Below are 19,309 nucleotides of genomic sequence, written 5' to 3'. Positions count from 1 at the left end.
TACATAGTTTCTGTTCATTACTTTATACTAATTGATTTTTCTCTTCACAAACCATAAGTCTTCTAAACTTAGATTCAAAGTAATAAGATGATAGTTCTCTTTGATTAGAACGTTCTGCAACAATCCTTTAGAGCCATAGCTATATGAAAGGTTAATCATTGAATGTGTGCCTCTACTAGTTGGTATACCAACACCTGCAGTAAAATTGTAACCTTCTACTTTATTATCACCTATGGCTAAATAGCCATTATCATAATTATAACCCAATCTGTAGCTTATTCTTTGACCATATTTATAACTAGTGGGGTCTTGAAGATATTCTAAACCAAAGGCATAAATATCTTGGTCTTGATAGCTGCCAATATTTTCGGATTGATTAGTGTCTGTCCAGAAGTTTTTCTTGTAATCTGCACTAAAGGTTATCTCATCTATAGGTTTTATACTCATACCAAACCCAAGTTCTAAGGGTAGCTTAAAATCTGAAACATAATCGGAGTTTTCATCTTCAACAGAAATTTCAATTCCCGATAGAGTTTTGTTTACAGATCTTTTAAGGTTGCCATTTAAACTTGTGGGCAATTGCACGGTGCTACCAATAGTAATTTTGTCATTGATATCATATTGAAGCCCAAAACCCAGTCGTGCACCGCTATAATTAGTTTTTTCTATTGATTCAAATGTGGTGGAACTATAAATAAAAGATTCAGTTTCTTCAATATTTCCAAATAAAAATGATGCGCTTAAACCAAGTCTCAGTTTGGGTATAAGTGAATAGCCGACATTAAGTTTAATATCGTTTAGACCACCCAAACCAGTAATGTTACTCTCAAAATTTTCTGTTGAGCCTTCAATATTGCTGCTGACACCCAGAATGGAGTATCCAACGTCACTATAAGGTGTCATGGTAATACCTGCGCCTAAATTTTCCATTACTCTGAATCCGAATGCAAGATTGGAGAAGTTCACATTCGATTTTTCTTCAGATGCAGATGAGTTACTATAGTTATTAAATTCACCTGTTACTCCAATATCATATAAAAATGAATTTTGAGGTACCAATGCGTAGTTGGCGGGATTTAGGTTATTAAGTTCATATGGTGATTTTATTCCAATACCACTATAGCCCAAACTATTGAATTTGCCAATACTAGTTTGGTTAATAACGCCTAAACCATATAAAGAATATGGAGAGCTCGTTAGTGCTTCAGACTGTGCGGTGATTTGTTGAGAGCCTATTAATAATAAGACAATTGCATTAAATATAATTTGGTTAATCTTCATCGTATATACCGTATGTTAATTCTAAAATTGTTCCGTTTGCGCCATTTCCGTTTCCACTCATAATAAATCGATCAACTGAAGAATTATAATCTATAGGAAGTAATATCAAAGCATCATCAATATCCCTGTCTTTTAATTGTAATTCTTCCAAATAATAAGCTAATGGTATTTCATAATAGATATCATTAAATTCTTGATTGCTCCTATTGAGAATTGCATATGACGTAGAGGTTAAGGTTTCTGTTAAATTATTATTCTGGTCAACCACGTAGACGGCAAGTGTATCTCTAAGCTTTAAATGGTCGTCGTAAGATTGGGCAACTGGTTTAATTTTTAGGATACCGTCTAAGATTGTTCCATTACCTGGTATATCATAGAGGCTATTGATATGAGGGAATTGTACTCGCATGGCTATACCAATACCAGATTCTATGTAACTTTGGTTGTTGGAGTCAGAACTTTTTAGATTAACCTTGCTATTGGTCAGTGTTTGTAGTGGCGTAATAGGGTCATCTGCAGTAACCCTATTAAAAAACGGAATAGGGTATGTTGTTGCATTTATCTGAATATCGATATACTCCTGAACCGATTCGTCTGCTGTATCGGTGCTATAATACATACGCATATACGTGTTTTCAGAGGATTTGGAAAATCCAATAACAGAACCATTATCAGTTTCATCCGGTACAATGCCAATGCCTTTAAAGTAGTCTCTGTATTCGTCAGAATTTACAATGTCTTTTTCTTGAAGTTGAGAGAATACATCTATGCCGAAATCATTTGCGAGGGTAATGGTTATCGAATCTCCTGCCAAGGGTCTTGGATGATATTCTAAAAAACCTAAATCATTTTCGTCATAAGCAATACTACTAGTGTTGTAGAAATAATCATCGTTTTCAGGCCTCAGGTTTTCAATGATTTTTTTAATGTGTAACGTATTTTTTTGCAGTGTATCATTATAATAATATTGGTCATATCCTAGCACCATAATAATACTGTCAAATTCGGCTTCGCTGTCAATATAGTAGGTTTCGGGTAAAAACTGCATGTAGCTAGATGCAGTAATAGTACCAAAAACTGTGTCTGTGTATTTACCGGTAAGTATTCTAGTAGATTCAGAAGTAGCAATACTATCAAACTTCATGGTAGAGGTACTGACCGTTAATGTATCAATCAGTATAAGACGAATATTACTGTCTGTAAACGTTTCGCCGGCTACAAATTCTGAATCATTATATATTTCATTGCTACAAGATATTACCGAAATAAATATAATAATACCGAAGAATACCATGTAGGTGGTTCGTAATTTGAATGAGAACACTTTCATTGAGAGTTTAATTTTTCTCAAATCTAAATGTCAAGCATGGTTGTAAAAATCGGAATAGACCAAACCAGAATGTTTTAGGATAAACTCAATCATTTAAACTACTAATGAAATGATTGAGTTGGTAGATTAAAATGCGGGTTTCGTATGTTAAAAACAAACCTTTATCTATTGTGTTTTTTGAACGCTAAGGTCTCTAGTAGATTTGAACTCGATAATAAAGAAACTTTAAACAAAAAATAATGAATAAAAGAAAATCGTATGTATACAAGATTACCGGAATGGCATTAATGGCTATGGTAATCTCAAGTTGTTCAAGTGATGATGACGATGACGATTTAGGAAACTGGATAGATAAGTCTGTTTTTGATGGTAGTGCTAGAAGTAGTATTTCTGGATTTACAATTGATAATGTAGGTTACATGGGCGTAGGGTATGATGGTGATGATTATTTAGCTTCGTTTTGGGCTTATGATATGGAAGGAGATTATTGGTCTCAGAAAGCTGATTTTCCTGGAGTTGCCAGAAATGCGGCGGTAGGTTTTGAAGTAGGCGGTACCGGTTATATAGGTTCTGGTTATGACGGTGTTGATGAATTAACTGATTTCTATGGTTATAATACGGCATCTAATACATGGACGGAAATAGCTTCTTTGACAACTGCAAGAAGAAATGCAGTTGGTTTTGGTGTTAACGGTTTTGGTTATGTAGGTACTGGTTATGATGGTGAGAACGATAGAAAAGATTTCTGGAAATATAATCCCGTAAATGATACATGGGTAGAATTAGTAGGCTTTGGTGGAAACAAAAGAAGGTCGGCAACGACTTTTACAATCGATGGCTTGGTGTATTTGGGTACAGGTGTTTCTAATGGAGTTTACTTAGATGATTTTTGGGTATTTGATCCCACAACAGAAAGTTGGACGAAGAAGTTAGATTTAGATGAAGAAGATGAATACGCTGTTGCGAGAAGTAACGCTGTAGGCTTCACTGTAAACGGGTATGGTTATATAGCTTGTGGAGAATTAGGAGGTGCAACTAACTCTGTTTGGGAGTATGATCCGTCTTCAGATGAATGGGATCAGAAAACTTCTTTCGAAGGAGCGACAAGACAAGATGCGATTGCTTTTTCTAATGGTAGTCGTGTATTTATAGGTATGGGTAGAACAGGTACTTTATACTTGGATGATTTAGATGAGTTTTTTCCTCTTGATGAGTACGAAGAGGAAGATTAATTTTTCATAATGAGTGGAGTTGTTAATTTTTTGGGTCAATCTGTGTGGATTGGCCCATTTTTAAACATTTATTTATGAGTTCTGTAAGAAAATTTGTGATAGTGATTGCTCTATTTTTGGTGGTATGCTTTGCTTATGCTTTGAATAATCAAACACTTAAGGGAAAAGAGCAATTAATTCATAGTGAGGCCGTATTGTTGAAAGAAGGATATGGGTATCAAATTTTAAAAGGAGAAAAAATATTGATTTTACAAAAATTCATACCTGGTCTGCCCGGTAAACAAACATTTAAAACAAAGCAGCAGGCAATTTCCGTGGCTAATTTGGTAATTGACAAAATCGAAAGAGGAGAATCTCCCATTTTAAAATCCTCGGATTTGTCAAAATTAAATATTTCCATAACAGGTAATTACTAGACTATTTATGGATTTGATTTTTAAAAATAGAATTAAGATTATAGTTCATATTAGTATTTGGATTTTACTATATGGACTTTCTATTTATCCTATTATAAATGATACAAGACCAATACCTTACGATGTTTTTCCTAAGCTAATTGTAATAATCGTTCTGTTTTATTTCAATTATTTTTATTTAGTACCTGCGTATTTATTACGTAAAAATGTGCTCATATATTTTTTGGTGTCGTTGATAATTTTGGTTATTTCAGTATTACTGCTCAATCATTTTTATGAACCAAAATTCCCCGAAAATAATTTTATAGGAAGGCTGCCACCAAGAGATTTTGGTTATATGCCTATTTATAGATCATTCATTAGTTTAGGCATCCCGTTTGTCATAAGTGCAATTTTAAGAATGTATGTAGAATGGAAGCAAAATGAAAATTTGCGTCTATCCGTAGAAAAGGAAAATATAAAATCAGAACTCCAATTCTTAAAAGCACAATTAAATCCACATTTTTTATTTAATACGCTAAATACGATATATGCGCTTTCTGTAAAAAAGTCACCAGATACTTCAGGAGCAATAGTCGATTTGTCAGAGTTAATGAGGTATATGCTTTACGAGGCTGATAAAGATTTGGTGCCATTGAACAAAGAGATAGATTATATAAAGAGTTATATACAGTTGCAGCTATTGAGACTATCTCATAGTGAAAATGTATCCTTAAAAATTACAGGCGAAGATAGGGGTAGGGCAGTACCGCCATTACTTTTCATCTCTTTTATAGAAAACGCTTTTAAGTATGGCACAGATTATAAGGGTAAGACTTTTGTTAAAATTAATTTAGATATAACAGATGAATCTATCTTCTTGAATGTGAAGAATAAAATTGGGATTTTTAGAGAGCCAACAAACAATTCTGGTATTGGTTTAGAGAATATTAGAAATCAATTAGAATTAATTTATCCGGATTTGCATCAGCTTGAAGTAAATAACAATGGAGAAAGTTATGAAGTGTCATTAACAATTTATCAAAAAAAACAGTGCTTATGAAATGCATTATTATTGATGATGAGCCTTTGGCCATCGAGATTTTATCAGGTTACTGTGAGAAATTAGATTTCTTAGAATTGGTGAATACCTATACAAATCCATTAGACGCTATTACAGAAATAAAAGAGAAGAAAATCGATTTAATTTTTTGTGATATAGAAATGCCGCAAATAAACGGAATCGATTTTATGGGGACTTTAGACAACCGCCCATTATTCATATTTACTACCGCTTATTCTCAGTATGCGGTCGATGGTTTTGAATTGAATGCTGTAGATTATTTGGTAAAGCCTATACCATATCATCGTTTTATAAAATCAGTTTCTAGAGTGCAAGATTTAATTTCTAAAAAAGAAAAACCAATTATGATAGCAAATGTTTTTCCATCCAACGGAGACAATTCAGTTGAAAAAAAGTTCATTTTTGTGAAGGCGGAATACGAAAGTATAAAGATTGATCTTGACCAAATTGAATATATTCAAGGCTTAAAAGATTATTTAAAAATTCATATTGCTAATACTAATAAGACCATCTTAACATTAATGAGTTTTAAGGAGATTATGAGTAAGTTACCTTCTAATCAATTTCTTAGAGTACATAAATCGTACATTGTTAATGTTAACTTTATTAAAACAGTGCAACGAAATAGAATCGTTATTAATGACATGCGTATTCCTATAGGAGATAGTCATAAAGAGGCTTTTTTCTCTATTTTAGGGTTGTAATAGTTCCCAACAGAATTCAGATTTTTTCTTTTCAGTTTTACTTACTATTATTAGCTATCAAAGTTAAGATAGAATTATCTATTTTTGTTTAGCTAAACGCACGGGTGATTATTATGAGTCAAAAAGTTTTACTCTCTTCCAAAGAAATAAATATCATCCTGCATCGATTGGCTTGTCAACTGCTTGAAAATCATTTAACTTTTGAAAATACGGTACTTATAGGCATACAGCCTAGAGGCAAATTTTTGGCGCAGAGATTAACAAAGCTTTTAAAGGAGGAATATAAGGTGAAACATATCGACCTTGGTTTTTTAGATATTACCTTTTATCGTGATGATTTTAGAAGAGGAGATAAAACCTTAGAGGCAACCAAAACCAATATCGATTTTTTGGTTGAAGATAAAAATGTAGTACTTATTGATGATGTACTTTATACAGGTAGGAGTATAAATGCAGCTTTAACAGCTTTACAATCTTTTGGTAGACCTAAAGATGTTGAATTGCTGTGCTTAATAGATCGTAGATTTAGTAGGCATTTACCTATACAGCCAAATTATAGAGGTCGCCAAGTAGATGCTATAAACGACGAAAAAGTAAAGGTGATGTGGCAGGAGAATGATGGAGAGGATATCATATATTTAGTAAATAGATAAGAAAATGAGCGAACTGAGTGTTAAACACTTACTGGGAATTAAATATCTTAAGGAAACCGATATTCAGCTTATTTTCGAAACAGCCGATCACTTCAAAGAAGTGATTAATCGGTCGATAAAAAAGGTTCCTTCACTTAGAGATATTACCATAGCTAACATTTTTTTTGAAAATAGCACCAGAACAAAGTTGTCTTTTGAACTAGCTGAAAAGCGACTTTCAGCAGATGTTCTTAATTTTTCTGCGAGTCAATCTTCGGTAAAGAAAGGAGAGACACTTATCGATACGGTAAATAACATTTTATCTATGAAAGTAGATATGGTGGTAATGCGACATCCGAATCCTGGTGCAGGTATATTTCTTTCTAAACATGTTAAGGCATCTATTGTAAATGCTGGTGATGGTGCGCATGAGCATCCAACACAAGCGTTACTAGATTCATATTCCATACGGGAGAAATTAGGAGATGTAGCGGGTAAAAATGTGGTGATTGTTGGCGATATACTACATTCTAGAGTTGCACTCTCAAATATTTTCGCATTAAAATTACAAGGTGCAAATGTTAAAGTATGTGGACCTAAAACCTTACTACCTAAGTATATAGATTCATTAGGTGTTGGTGTTGAAACGAACTTAAGAAAGGCTTTAGAATGGTGCGATGTAGCTAATATGTTACGCATTCAGAATGAAAGGCTAGATATTAGTTATTTCCCAACAACTAGAGAATATACACAGCAATTTGGAGTAAACAAAAAATTACTTGATAGTTTGGATAAAGAAATTGTAATAATGCATCCTGGTCCAATAAATAGAGGTGTAGAAATTACAAGTGATGTTGCCGATTCAAAACAATCTATAATTTTGAATCAAGTTGAAAATGGAGTAGCCATTCGTATGGCGGTTATATATTTATTGGCATCTAAAATAAAATGATATGATTTTTAATAAAGAAGGTTCGTTAATTGTCATTTCTCAAGAAAAAATTTCTATTGAGCTCTTTTTGGAAAACTTAGTAAAAGAGTATGCTAAATTGAAGAATGATAATCTGGTTTTAGATTTATTAGGATTTTCAAAACTGACTCCTTATAATGTTATTTCCTTTTTAGAGATAGCCAAAATGCATAAAAAAAACGGGAAGTCGTTTATTTTGGTTTCCGATAAGGTGACTTATGATGATGTGCCAGATGAAATTAGCATAGTACCTACGTTACAAGAAGCGAGAGATATTGTTGAAATGGAAGAAATAGAACGTGATTTAGAATTGTAAATCAACTTTCTTCAATATCTAATACAAATATATTATCATCAATATTTATGCGCCTTACCATACTAGGCTGTTACGCGGCAACTCCAAGAACTTTTACAAACCCTACGGCCCAAGTATTAGAAATCAATAATAATATTGTTCTTATTGATTGTGGAGAAGGTACTCAAGTAGAGTTACGAAGGCATAAAATAAAATTTTCAAGAATAAACCATATTTTCATTTCACACCTTCACGGAGACCATTTTTTCGGACTACCTGGGTTGGTGTCTACTATGCGACTTTTAGGGCGCGATAAGGAACTTCATATTTACGGCCCAAAAGGTATAAAACAAGCGATAACCCTACTTTTAAAACTAGGAGATTCCTGGACCAACTATCCGTTGTTGTTTCATGAGCTTTCAAGTAAAAAGCCAGAATTGATTTTTGAGGATAAAAAAATATCAGTTACTACAATTCCTTTAGATCATAGAATTTATACCAATGGTTTCTTGTTTCGAGAAAAAGAAGGTAAAAGAAAGCTTAATATAGATGCAGCGGAGAGCTATGGTATCGATAAAGCCTATTTTCAGAATATTAAAAATGGTAAGGATATTATCTTGGATAATGGTGAAGTTATAGCCAACACAAAATTAACTTTTGATCCACCGAAGCCAAAATCATATGCTTTTTGCAGTGATACGGTTTATGATGCAAAATTATCATTACAGTTGAAAGGTGTAGACGTTCTTTATCATGAATCTACGTTTTTGGAGTCAGAAGCTGAATTAGCAACGAAAACTAAACATTCTACGGCGTTGCAGGCCGCAAAGGTTGCAAAAGATGCGAACGTAAAAACTTTAGTACTAGGGCATTATTCTACTCGCTACAAATCTATTGAGCTTTTTAAGGAAGAAGCGCTAACAATTTTCCCAAATGTATTGCTTGCAGACGATGGGCGTGTTTTTGATTTTTAGTACTTTTTAATATGATTTAATAGTACTTATTTTCCTTTCTTTTTAGAACTTTGTTTATCTTGTTTTTAACATTAAAATGATGCAGAAAGATTTAAGCGGTTATAGGAAATCATACGAGAAAAGTGCTTTGATGGAAGATAGTATTTCTGACAATCCGCTACAGCTTTTTCAAACTTGGTTTTATGAAGTTGAAAAGTCAGATAGTGTTGATGAACCTAATGCGATGACGGTTTCTACTGTTGGGTTAGATGGTTTTCCGAAAAGCAGAGTAGTACTGCTTAAAAAATACACCCATGAAGGATTTATCTTCTACACAAATTATAACAGTGAAAAGGGTAGGGCAATAGCTGAAAACCCTAAGATTTGTATTTCATTTTTTTGGGCGAATTTAGAACGACAAATTATTATAAAAGGTACTGCGGAGAAATTAGCTAAAAACCTTTCTGATGGCTATTTCGAATCACGCCCAGATGGAAGCAAATTAGGTGCTTTGGTGTCTGAACAGAGTTCTGTGATTGAGAATAGAACTGTTCTAGAAAATAAATTGACCGAACTAGAAAAGGAGTATGGTGGTAAAGAAATCGAACGACCAGAGCATTGGGGCGGTTACTTGGTAAGACCTATTTCTATGGAGTTTTGGCAGGGAAGACCTAATAGATTACATGATCGTATACGTTATACATTAACAGCTGATTTCGATTGGAAAATGGAGCGATTGGCACCTTAATTTCATATACCCTTAAATGAAGAATTTATTTATAATGCGCCATGGTAAATCATCTTGGGAACTAAATGTTAGTGATCAAGACAGGCCACTATTGCAAAAAGGTATGGTCGACGCCCAAATGGTATCTGCAGAATTAGCTGGTAAAAATTTAAAAATAGATAAGGTTTTTTCTAGTCCTGCAAACAGAGCATTACATACATGCATGATTTGTTTGAGAACGTTAAATTACCCATTAATTGACTTTTCTGTGGCTTCTGATTTATATGATTTTTCAGGGGAAAAAGTTATCGATTTTATTAAAAATTTTGATGATTCGTTAGAAAGCGTTTTGATTTTTGGACATAATCATACATTTACATATCTAGCAAACGCAATGGGAAATAGGCATATTGACAATGTGCCTACTAGTGGGTTTGTGCAATTACAATTTAAAGAAACCAAATGGGCCTCCATTTCCAAAGGCTCTACAATTCAAACTATATTTCCAAAGCAACTAAAGGCATGGTAAAAAATAATAATCAATACGTTAATAGAGAAATTAGCTGGTTGTGGTTTAACGAACGGGTTTTACAAGAGAGTGCAGATAAAAATGTTCCCTTAATTGAAAGACTTAGATTCTTAGGAATATTCTCTAATAACTTAGATGAGTTTTTTAAAGTGCGTTATGCAACGGTTAAACGTATAGTGGAAGCAGGTAAAAATGGTAAAAGTGTCTTAGGTGGCGAGAAGGCTAAGGATCTTTTGGAGGAAATTACCAAAATTGTAATCGATCAGCAGACCAAGAGTTTGGTTATTCTTAAACAAATAGAGCACGAACTTGAGGGCAAAAATATTTTTATTTTAAAGGAAACCGAATTAAATGAGAGTCAAAAAGAGTTTGTAAAAGCCTACTTTTTAAAAGAGGTTAGCCCTCAATTAATGACTATTATTTTAAATGAACTTACAAGGTTTCCTACCTTGAAAGATACTGCGGCTTACTTAGCGGTAAAAATGGTGATTAAGAGTGATAATAGTAAAAAGGAAAAACGATACGCATTAATTGAGATTCCAAAAGGTATTGACCGCTTTGTAGTATTGCCAGATGAAGGTGATAAGAGTTTTATCATCATTTTAGATGATTTAATTAGATATTGTTTAGATAACATTTTTACCATGTTCGAATATGAATCGATTTCGGCTCATATGGTCAAGATTACTAGAGACGCAGAACTCGACATGGATAATGACTTAAGTAAGAGTTTTATCGAAAAAATATCTTCGAGTGTAGAGCATAGAAAAATTGGTGATCCAGTTCGTTTTGTATATGACAAAAGCATAAGTAGGGATACATTGGCTTTTTTGAAGGAAAAAATGAACATCGAAGATACTGATAGTGTTATCCCAGGCGGTAGATATCATAACCGTAGAGATTACATGGGCTTTCCAAGTCTTGGAAGAAAAGATTTACTATATGATAAAATTATTCCTTTACCGGTAAAAGGATTAAGTATAGAAGGTAGTATACTAGAGAGTATTGCAAAGAAAGATTACTTGCAATACACACCGTACCATACCTTCACCTATATTTTGAAATTTTTACGTGAGGCGGCGCTTGACCCTAAGGTGCGTACCATTAAAATTACGGTATATAGATTAGCAAGTAATTCTCAAGTAGCAGCATCATTGATTAATGCGGTGAAAAATGGTAAACAGGTTACCGTACAAATAGAATTACAAGCGCGTTTTGATGAAGAAGCAAATATTGAATATGCAGAACAGCTTCAAGCGGAAGGTGTCAAGTTAATTTTTGGCGTACCGGGTCTTAAGGTGCATAGTAAAATTTGTTTAATAGAGCGAGAAGAGGGAGATGATATAAAACGTTATGGATTCATAAGTACGGGTAATTTTAACGAATCTACAGCAAGAATATATACAGATTATACTTTATTCACCGCGCATGAGCCTATTTTAAAAGAGTTAAATAAGGTCTTTGATTTTTTCGAGACAACTTATAAAATAAATAAATACAAACATCTTATCGTCTCACCGCATTACACTAAAAATGCATTTATGAAATTGATAGATGTAGAGATTGCCAATGCTATTCTAGGGAAAGAGGCCTATATCAAAATAAAGATGAACAGTTTTACTTCCTATAAAATGGTAGATAAACTGTATGAAGCAAGTAGGGCAGGGGTAAAGATCCAGTTGATTATAAGAGGTATATGTTGCTTAGTTCCAGGCATTAAGGGGATGAGTGAAAACATAGAGGCAATTAGTGTTATAGATAAATTTTTAGAACATACACGGTTATTCGCTTTTGCAAATGGAGGAAATACCAAAATGTATATTTCTTCTGCAGATTGGATGACTAGAAATTTAGATTATAGGGTTGAGGTAGGTTGCCCAATTTATGATGAGGATATTAAAAAAGAATTGATGGACTCTTTTGAGATTTGTTGGAATGATAATATGAAGGCTCGAATTTTTAACGAAAAGCAAGATAATGCATATCGAAAAACTACCCCGCCTAAAATAAGGTCGCAATTTGCTACGTATGACTACTATGCAAAAGACTTGAAAAAGTAACGAACCAGGCGTTAGCCGTGAATAGATTCTTTTGTGCCTAAATTTTTCATGATATTGGCTTCATACTCTAAGAGATCATTCCATTTTTGGTTAACGTCGTCTAGTTCTCCGTATTTACGTGCAAATTTCAAGAACATAGTATAATGACCGGCTTCACTAATCATTAATTTATGATAGAAGTCGGCTAATTTTTTATCCTCCAATTCTTCAGAAAGCAATCTAAAACGTTCACAACTACGCGCTTCAATTAATCCTGCATATAGTAACCTATGAACCAATTGAGTAGTTCGACTACCTCCTTTAGGAAAGAATTTTAATAATTCAATCACGTAATCATCTTTACGATCTCTTCCTAAAGTATTACCGCGCTTTAAGATAAGGTCATGAACCATTTTAAAATGGCCCATTTCTTCTCTTGATAAAGCAACCATTTCTTCAACAAGTTCCGTATACTCAGGGAAAGATACAATAAGCGAAATTGCCGTGCTTGCAGCTTTCTGCTCACAGTAAGCATGATCTGTCAATATCTCATCAATATTTTTCTCGACTATATTTACCCATCTTGGATCTGTTGGTAGTTTTAACCCTAGCATATTTTTATTTTGTTCAAAATTAAAAAGATTTTGTCTACCTCCCCAATTATAATTAACAAGCGTAACAATTAACTAACTAATAATAATTATTTTTGAGGTAAAGTCAATCTTAGTTAAAAAATGCGCAATCAAGAAGAGATTCAAAATATCTTAATCAAATATGGAACGCCAGAAAGTTTGGCTTGGTTAAAGGGAGAAATAGTAAAGATGGCAAAAAGCAAATCATCAAAAGATTTGTTTATGACCTATAGTCTCTTAAATGTGAAATTTAATTCATTAACGCCAATTCCATTTGAGAAAGTAGTTGATGAAAGTTTCATATATTTCAAGGCACATAAAGCAAATTTACTTCAGGTTGCACGAATATTTTTATTGTCTGAAATTCTTGGTCAAGATGAGGAATTCTACACATCAAAGGTTGCCAATATTATTCAAGTGGCTGATACTGGTGAGTTAGAAACCTTTTTAAAGTACTTGGTTTTATTACCAAATCCAGAGGCATATAAACAAACTGCAGTAGAGGCACTTCGAACGAATATTGCTATAATTTTTGATGCAATATCCTTGAATAATCCATATCCAGCAAAATACTTTAACGATCAACAGTGGAATCAAATGTATTTAAAGGCGGCATTTATGGAGCGTGACCTTTCAAAAATAGAGTCTGTAGATGAAAGAGCAAATGAAGACCTTACCAGAATTATATCAGATTATGCCCATGAGCGATGGGCGGCATCAAGAAAGATAGACCCGATGTTTTGGAGGCCGGTTTCAAAATTTCTTAATGAAGATCGTTTAAAAGATATGGATAGGTTGCTAAGTAGTGAAGATACTATTGAAAATAAAGCAGGAGCATTATGTTGCTATAATTCAAATAATGATAAAGCAATGGCTCTTTTAAACAACTATCCGGAGTTAAAACATAAAGTAGCTGACGGACAAATAAATTGGAATTCGATAAAACTATAATAGTATGGATGAGAAAATGATGATTATTGATCCCCATGTGCACATGACATCAAGAACAACTGATGATTATGAAGCAATGGCTGCAGCGGGAGTCGTAGCAATTATAGAGCCTTCTTTTTGGTTGGGTCAACCTAGAACTCAAGTTGGTTCTTTTCAAGATTATTTTAGTAGTCTTGTTGGGTGGGAGCCGTTTAGAGCTAGTCAGTTCGGGATTAAACATTATTGTACTATAGGTCTTAATTCAAAAGAAGCAAATAACGAGGCTCTGGCAGAACAAGTGATTGAATTATTGCCGTTGTACCTTCATAAAGAGAATGTTGTAGCTATAGGAGAGATAGGTTATGACGATCAAACACCAGCGGAAGATAAGTTCTTTAGAATGCAATTAGAGATGGCTAAAGAATTAGATATGACAGTGCAGGTTCATACCCCACACCGCGATAAAAAAGCAGGAACAATTAAGAGTATGGAGGTTTGTCTGGAGCATGGCTTAGATCCAGCTAATGTCATTATAGATCACAATAACGAAGAAACTGTTAAAGAAGTACTAGACCGCGGTTTTATAGCTGCTTTTACTATTTATCCAAAAACAAAAATGGGTAATGAACGTATGGTCGAGGTTGTTAAGAAATATGGGAGTTCGAATATCATAGTAGATAGTTCGGCAGATTGGGGTGTAAGTGATCCACTAGCCGTGCCAAAAACAGCTTCTTTAATGTTGAAAAGAGGAATATCTATGGAAGATGTTAGAAAGACTTGTTATCAAAACGCTTTAGATGCCTTTGGTAAGAATGGTAAAATGAAAGAATCACATTGGCTGCAGCCCGATAGTATAAATCAATCGCAATTATTTAATGATAATAGTGTTTTAAGAGGTCAGACTCCAAGAATTGACGAGGACCAAATTACTTAAAATGAGAGAAAAATTGATGGGTTTTGCTCGTTTGGCGAGACCTGCAAATTTACCAACTGCCGCTGCAGATATTTTGGCTGGTATTGCAATTACTCTTTTCCTTGAGAATATAGAAGTACTAAGGTTTTTAAAGGAAAATTGGATAGATGTTTTATCATTAATTTTTTCGTCAATAGCCCTATATGCCGGTGGTGTTGTTTTTAATGATGTTTTTGATGCAGAGCTAGATGCTATTGAGCGACCTGAACGGGCTATACCAAGTGGATTGATACCTAAGCGTCATGCTGTATATTTTGGACTCTTTTTAATGGTGTTGGGTATTGCTTTGGCCTTCAATAGTAATGTATTAGCAGGAGGAATTTCAGTAGCACTGACTATTGCTATTTTGACGTATGATGCGTATTTCAAACAATTCGGATTTGCTGGTCCATTGAATATGGGTATTTGTCGAGGATTGAATCTACTATTAGGTATGTCAATAGTGTCGGTAATCTCAAATTGGTATATCTCTTTAGTACCTGTGGTTTACATTTTTGCAATCACCTTAATCAGTAGAGGCGAAGTTCATGGTGACAATAAAAAACATATTATCTGGGCTAGTGTATTATATACAATAGTTATTGCGTCAATTACGTTTGTAGTATTAGAACAGACAGATAAATTTTTAACTTTAATACCATTTTTAATCTTGTTCGGTTTTTTAATTTTTTCACCTTTAATTAGGGCATACAAAGAAAATTCTCCGAAGAATATTAAGAAAGCGGTTATTTCTGGGGTTTTGTCACTTGTAGTAATGAATGCTTGTTGGGTTGCCGGCTTTTCTAGTTGGTATCTAGCCTTAGCGGTATTATTGTTATTACCATTATCAATATTGTTATCAAAATTATTTGCCGTAACCTAAGATTTTATGCAATTACAACCAATAAAACAGTCATTTAAAGTTCAATATGACTATCAATTATATTTCACTTCAGGACTTTTCACTTTAGGAAATCCACTTTTTGCGAAACTAATTTCCGACTACAAAGAATTCGAACCGGTTAAACTGCTGTTCGTTTTAGATGATGGTGTGAAAAATCATCATCCTGTTTTAATGAATCAGATACAATCCTATTGTGAAGGTAATAAGGATAACTTAAGGTATACAGATACTGTAGTATTACCAGGTGGTGAGCAAGTTAAAAATAGTGATTCGTCTATCGAAGCGGTATTGACAGCTATAAATGAGAATAAAATTTGTCGACATTCATTTGTCGTTGTTATTGGTGGTGGGGCGGTAATCGACATGGTTGGTTATGCTGCTGCAATTGCACATAGAGGTGTTAAGTTAATACGAATACCTACTACGGTTTTATCACAAAACGATTCGGCTGTTGGCGTAAAGAATAGTGTGAATGCCTTTAAGAAGAAGAATTTCTTAGGAACATTTGCTCCGCCTTATGCAATTATAAATGATAGTGATTTCTTAGAAACCTTACATCAACGTGATTGGATTTCTGGTATTTCAGAAGCTATTAAAGTGGCACTTATAAAAGATAAAAAGTTCTTTCGATACATAGCTGATAATGCTATGGCATTAAAAAATAGAGAGATCGAGTCTATGCAGTATGTTATATATAAATGTGCAGAAATGCATATGCAGCATATCGCTCAAGGTGGCGACCCTTTTGAATCAGGTTCATCTAGACCTTTAGATTTCGGTCATTGGGCAGCGCATAAAATGGAATTCATGACCAATTATGAATTGAGGCATGGTGAAGCAGTAGCAAAAGGTATTGCAATTGATGTTACCTATGCTCAATTAATTGGTTTGATTACTGAAAACGATTTACAGCAGATTTTAGATGTAATGGTCGAAATTGGTTTTGATCTTTCACTTCCGGTAAATACAACAAGTGAGATTGAGTCTTTGTTAAATGGAATAGAAGAGTTTAGAGAGCATTTAGGTGGTCAATTGACTATTACTCTTATTTCTGCGCTCGGGGTAAAACATGACGTACATACGATAGATATGAAGCTTATGTACGAAGCAGTCGCTAAGTTGAATCATCAATTCGCGTTAAATTAAAGTCAATGCAAGTAAAAGAGAAACTACACTTAACATATTGTACGAATATTCATCCTGGTCAAGATTGGAGAAGTACTTTTGAAAGTATTCAAAAACATGTTCCGGGTATAAAAAAGGAAGTTTCTAATACCCAAGCTTTTGGTCTTGGTCTACGTTTGTCGAATAAGGCAAGCGAAGAACTCGAGCAAGGGGCGAACATGTCCGATTTCAAAAAATGGTTAGCAGATAATAATCTTTATATTTTTACCATGAACGGGTTTCCCTACGGAAATTTTCATGATGAAAGAGTTAAAGATATGGTTCATGCTCCGGATTGGACAACTACTGATCGGCTGATTTATACAAAGCGATTATTTCGTCAATTATCAGAATTATTACCTATAGGAATTAATGGCGGTATTTCAACTTCACCTATTACTTATAAATATTGGCATAAAACAGAAAAGGATACAAAAAAGGCATTTAAAGTTGGTGCAGAAAATATGCTCAAGGTTGTTAAGCAGTTGTTTGAGTTAGAAGAAAGCACCGGAAAATATATGCATCTGGATATAGAACCAGAACCAGACGGACTTTTAGAGAATAGTGAGGAGGTTGTGAATTTTTATTCGAAATATTTGGTACCAATAGGGATTGAGTTTTTTAAGAATGAACTAGGTATGAGCGCTATTGAGGCCGAAAAGCTTATTAAAAAATACATTACCGTTTGTTATGATATCTGTCATTTCTCTCTCGCCTTTGAAGAACCAATAGACACATTTACAAAATTTAAAGAACAAAATATTCGAATAGGAAAAATTCAAGTGAGTGCTGCGTTAAAAATTCTGTTTAATGGGAAGGATGATGATCTTATCTGGACAGAGCTTACTCAATTTAATGAACCGACCTATCTACATCAAGTCACTGAAAAGGTTGATGGGGTAGTTAGAACATATAGTGATCTTCCAATAGTTTTAGATAGTAAAAGAGGTCATAAAGAACTTCGTGCACACTATCATGTACCTATATTCTTAGAAAATTACGGAGCCTTGTTTTCCACCCAAGACCATATAATTAAAACAATAGATTTTATAAAGAACAACCCGGTTTCTGAGCATTTAGAAATTGAAACATATACGTGGGATGTGCTTCCGACAGATTTAAAACAAGATTTGTCGGTATCTATAATCCGCGAAATTGAATGGTTAAAATCACGCTTGTAATATGAAGAAGACAGTTGTTATTAATGTAGTAGGGTTGACCAAACGACTAATAGGGGAACATACTCCGTTTATAAAGTCTTTTTTGGAAAAAGGAAAGGCATCATATATAACTCCTGTTTTACCTGCTGTTACATGTGCTGTCCAATCCACGTATGTAACCGGTAAGTGGCCGTCAGAGCATGGTATTGTAGGTAATGGTTGGTATTTTAAAGATGAATGCGAGGTTAAATTTTGGAAGCAATCAAACAAGTTGGTTCAACAACCCAAATTGTGGGATGCTTTAAAAGAGAAGTATCCAAACTTTACGTGTGCAAACCATTTTTGGTGGTATAATATGTACTCAAACGTAGATTTCAGTATTACACCAAGACCCAATTACTTAGCTGACGGAAGAAAGATTCCAGATATCTATTCGTATCCTGCTAAATTAAGAGATGATATGCAAGATGCCTTAGGAACCTTTCCTTTGTTTGAATTTTGGGGTCCTAAGACAACTATAAATTCATCGAAATGGATTGCCGACGCAGCATTGTTGACAGATAAAAAACACAATCCGGATCTTACATTAATTTACTTGCCACATTTAGATTATAATTTACAACGCTATGGTCTAGATTTCAATATCATTTCAAAAGATTTACAGGATATAGATGGAGTCGTAAAACAATTGGTAGAGTATTATGAGGCCCAAGATACGCGGGTGATACTACTCTCTGAATACGGAATTACAAATGTAAACAGACCTATTCATTTGAATAGAGTATTAAGAAAAGAAGGTTATATCGCTATACGTGAAGAACGTGGTTTAGAACTATTAGATGCTGGTGAAAGTCATGCATTTGCAGTAGCTGACCATCAAATTGCACATGTGTATTGCAAGAATTCCAATGATATTGAAAAGCTTGTAAAGCTACTTAAATCTGTAGAAGGTATTGAAAAAGTATTTTTTGGGGAAGATTTGAAAAAGTATCATATTGACCATGAGCGTTGCGGTGACATTGTGGTTGTAGCCGATAAAGATTCTTGGTTTACCTATTACTTTTGGCTAGATGATACAAAAGCACCAGACTATGCAAGAATGGTTGATATACATAAGAAGCCGGGATATGATCCTGTTGAAATGTTGACAGATCCTAAAGATAAATTGGTTATGGCTAAGGTGGTTGCTAAATTGTTGAAGAAGAAACTGGGGTTTAGAACAGTGATGGATATCATACCCATTGATGCTACATTAATTAAAGGTTCGCATGGGCGTTTGACAGAGGATAAGGAAGATTATCCTATTTTTATAAGTAATCATGTAAATGGCGTAAATGAGGATGTCATTAGTGCCATTCAAGTGCGTGATCTCATTGAAGATCACCTATTAAACTAA

General features: G+C 33.9%; 20 protein-coding genes. 17 read left to right on the top strand and 3 right to left on the bottom strand.

Annotated elements, in window-relative coordinates:
- Window positions 1-27 precede the first annotated feature (27 nt).
- The gene (locus tag AAC084_RS13105) at window positions 28-1,281 is read right to left on the bottom strand and encodes a hypothetical protein (RefSeq protein ID WP_339840659.1); all 1,254 of its coding nucleotides are present in this window, start codon (window positions 1,279-1,281) and stop codon (window positions 28-30) included.
- Entirely contained in the window at window positions 1,271-2,611 is a 1,341-nt protein-coding gene (locus tag AAC084_RS13100; RefSeq protein ID WP_339840658.1) for a DUF4270 family protein, read from the bottom strand. Before AAC084_RS13100 ends, AAC084_RS13105 begins: the two co-directional genes overlap by 11 nt.
- Window positions 2,612-2,850: 239 nt before the next feature.
- Between AAC084_RS13100 and AAC084_RS13095 the strand changes: the two genes are divergently transcribed.
- From AAC084_RS13095 to ppk1, 11 genes are all read left to right on the top strand, one after another.
- A complete protein-coding gene (locus tag AAC084_RS13095) occupies window positions 2,851-3,843 on the top strand; it encodes a kelch repeat-containing protein (protein ID WP_339840657.1) in 993 nt (330 codons plus the stop codon).
- Between the two features lie 74 nt (window positions 3,844-3,917).
- Entirely contained in the window at window positions 3,918-4,259 is a 342-nt protein-coding gene (locus tag AAC084_RS13090; RefSeq protein ID WP_339840656.1) for a DUF4907 domain-containing protein, read from the top strand.
- Between the two features lie 7 nt (window positions 4,260-4,266).
- Complete coding sequence (locus tag AAC084_RS13085; protein ID WP_339840655.1) at window positions 4,267-5,301, top strand: sensor histidine kinase; 1,035 nt, start codon at window positions 4,267-4,269, stop codon at window positions 5,299-5,301.
- Complete coding sequence (locus AAC084_RS13080; protein ID WP_339840654.1) at window positions 5,298-6,026, top strand: LytTR family DNA-binding domain-containing protein; 729 nt, start codon at window positions 5,298-5,300, stop codon at window positions 6,024-6,026. Before AAC084_RS13085 ends, AAC084_RS13080 begins: the two co-directional genes overlap by 4 nt.
- A gap of 113 nt (window positions 6,027-6,139) precedes the next feature.
- Window positions 6,140-6,679, top strand: a complete 540-nt coding sequence (pyrR, locus tag AAC084_RS13075; protein WP_339840653.1) for a bifunctional pyr operon transcriptional regulator/uracil phosphoribosyltransferase PyrR — start codon at window positions 6,140-6,142, stop codon at window positions 6,677-6,679.
- 4 nt (window positions 6,680-6,683) lie between these two features.
- Window positions 6,684-7,610, top strand: coding sequence for an aspartate carbamoyltransferase catalytic subunit (locus AAC084_RS13070; RefSeq protein ID WP_339840652.1), 927 nt, complete (start codon window positions 6,684-6,686; stop codon window positions 7,608-7,610).
- A gap of 1 nt (window position 7,611) precedes the next feature.
- Window positions 7,612-7,944 carry a ribonuclease Z gene (locus tag AAC084_RS13065; protein ID WP_339840651.1) on the top strand — a complete coding sequence of 111 codons (333 nt, stop codon included), beginning with the start codon at window positions 7,612-7,614 and terminating at the stop codon, window positions 7,942-7,944.
- Between the two features lie 47 nt (window positions 7,945-7,991).
- Window positions 7,992-8,897, top strand: a complete 906-nt coding sequence (locus AAC084_RS13060; RefSeq protein WP_339840650.1) for a ribonuclease Z — start codon at window positions 7,992-7,994, stop codon at window positions 8,895-8,897.
- A 79-nt stretch (window positions 8,898-8,976) separates the two neighbouring features.
- On the top strand, window positions 8,977-9,624 hold the full coding sequence (gene pdxH, locus AAC084_RS13055) for a pyridoxamine 5'-phosphate oxidase (RefSeq protein WP_339840767.1): 648 nt from the start codon (window positions 8,977-8,979) through the stop codon (window positions 9,622-9,624).
- 16 nt (window positions 9,625-9,640) lie between these two features.
- On the top strand, window positions 9,641-10,132 hold the full coding sequence (locus tag AAC084_RS13050; RefSeq protein ID WP_339840649.1) for a histidine phosphatase family protein: 492 nt from the start codon (window positions 9,641-9,643) through the stop codon (window positions 10,130-10,132).
- Window positions 10,126-12,192 carry a polyphosphate kinase 1 gene (gene ppk1 / locus AAC084_RS13045; protein WP_339840648.1) on the top strand — a complete coding sequence of 689 codons (2,067 nt, stop codon included), beginning with the start codon at window positions 10,126-10,128 and terminating at the stop codon, window positions 12,190-12,192. Before AAC084_RS13050 ends, ppk1 begins: the two co-directional genes overlap by 7 nt.
- Window positions 12,193-12,203: 11 nt before the next feature.
- Here the strand turns inward: ppk1 and AAC084_RS13040 are convergent, their stop codons facing one another.
- Window positions 12,204-12,785, bottom strand: a complete 582-nt coding sequence (locus AAC084_RS13040; RefSeq protein WP_339840647.1) for a tRNA-(ms[2]io[6]A)-hydroxylase — start codon at window positions 12,783-12,785, stop codon at window positions 12,204-12,206.
- Window positions 12,786-12,905: 120 nt separating this feature from the next.
- Between AAC084_RS13040 and AAC084_RS13035 the strand changes: the two genes are divergently transcribed.
- Genes AAC084_RS13035 through AAC084_RS13010 form a run of 6 tightly spaced genes read left to right on the top strand, consistent with a single transcriptional unit; the run spans window position 12,906 to window position 19,309 of the window.
- Window positions 12,906-13,754 (top strand): EboA domain-containing protein, encoded by an 849-nt coding sequence (locus AAC084_RS13035; RefSeq protein ID WP_339840646.1) that lies wholly within the window; start codon window positions 12,906-12,908, stop codon window positions 13,752-13,754.
- A gap of 4 nt (window positions 13,755-13,758) precedes the next feature.
- Complete coding sequence (locus AAC084_RS13030) at window positions 13,759-14,667, top strand: TatD family hydrolase (protein WP_339840645.1); 909 nt, start codon at window positions 13,759-13,761, stop codon at window positions 14,665-14,667.
- A gap of 1 nt (window position 14,668) precedes the next feature.
- A complete protein-coding gene (gene eboC, locus AAC084_RS13025) occupies window positions 14,669-15,568 on the top strand; it encodes a UbiA-like protein EboC (protein ID WP_339840644.1) in 900 nt (299 codons plus the stop codon).
- A gap of 6 nt (window positions 15,569-15,574) precedes the next feature.
- Entirely contained in the window at window positions 15,575-16,735 is a 1,161-nt protein-coding gene (locus tag AAC084_RS13020; RefSeq protein WP_339840643.1) for a 3-dehydroquinate synthase, read from the top strand.
- Between the two features lie 5 nt (window positions 16,736-16,740).
- Entirely contained in the window at window positions 16,741-17,934 is a 1,194-nt protein-coding gene (gene eboE, locus AAC084_RS13015; protein ID WP_339840642.1) for a metabolite traffic protein EboE, read from the top strand.
- Window position 17,935: 1 nt separating this feature from the next.
- On the top strand, window positions 17,936-19,309 hold the full coding sequence (locus AAC084_RS13010; protein WP_339840641.1) for a nucleotide pyrophosphatase/phosphodiesterase family protein: 1,374 nt from the start codon (window positions 17,936-17,938) through the stop codon (window positions 19,307-19,309).

This window comes from uncultured Maribacter sp. (assembly GCF_963977385.1).
In the GTDB taxonomy this organism is placed as follows: domain Bacteria; phylum Bacteroidota; class Bacteroidia; order Flavobacteriales; family Flavobacteriaceae; genus Maribacter.
The sequence above is the reverse complement of the archived record's forward strand: the minus strand, read 5'-3'. Positions and strand labels throughout refer to the sequence as shown.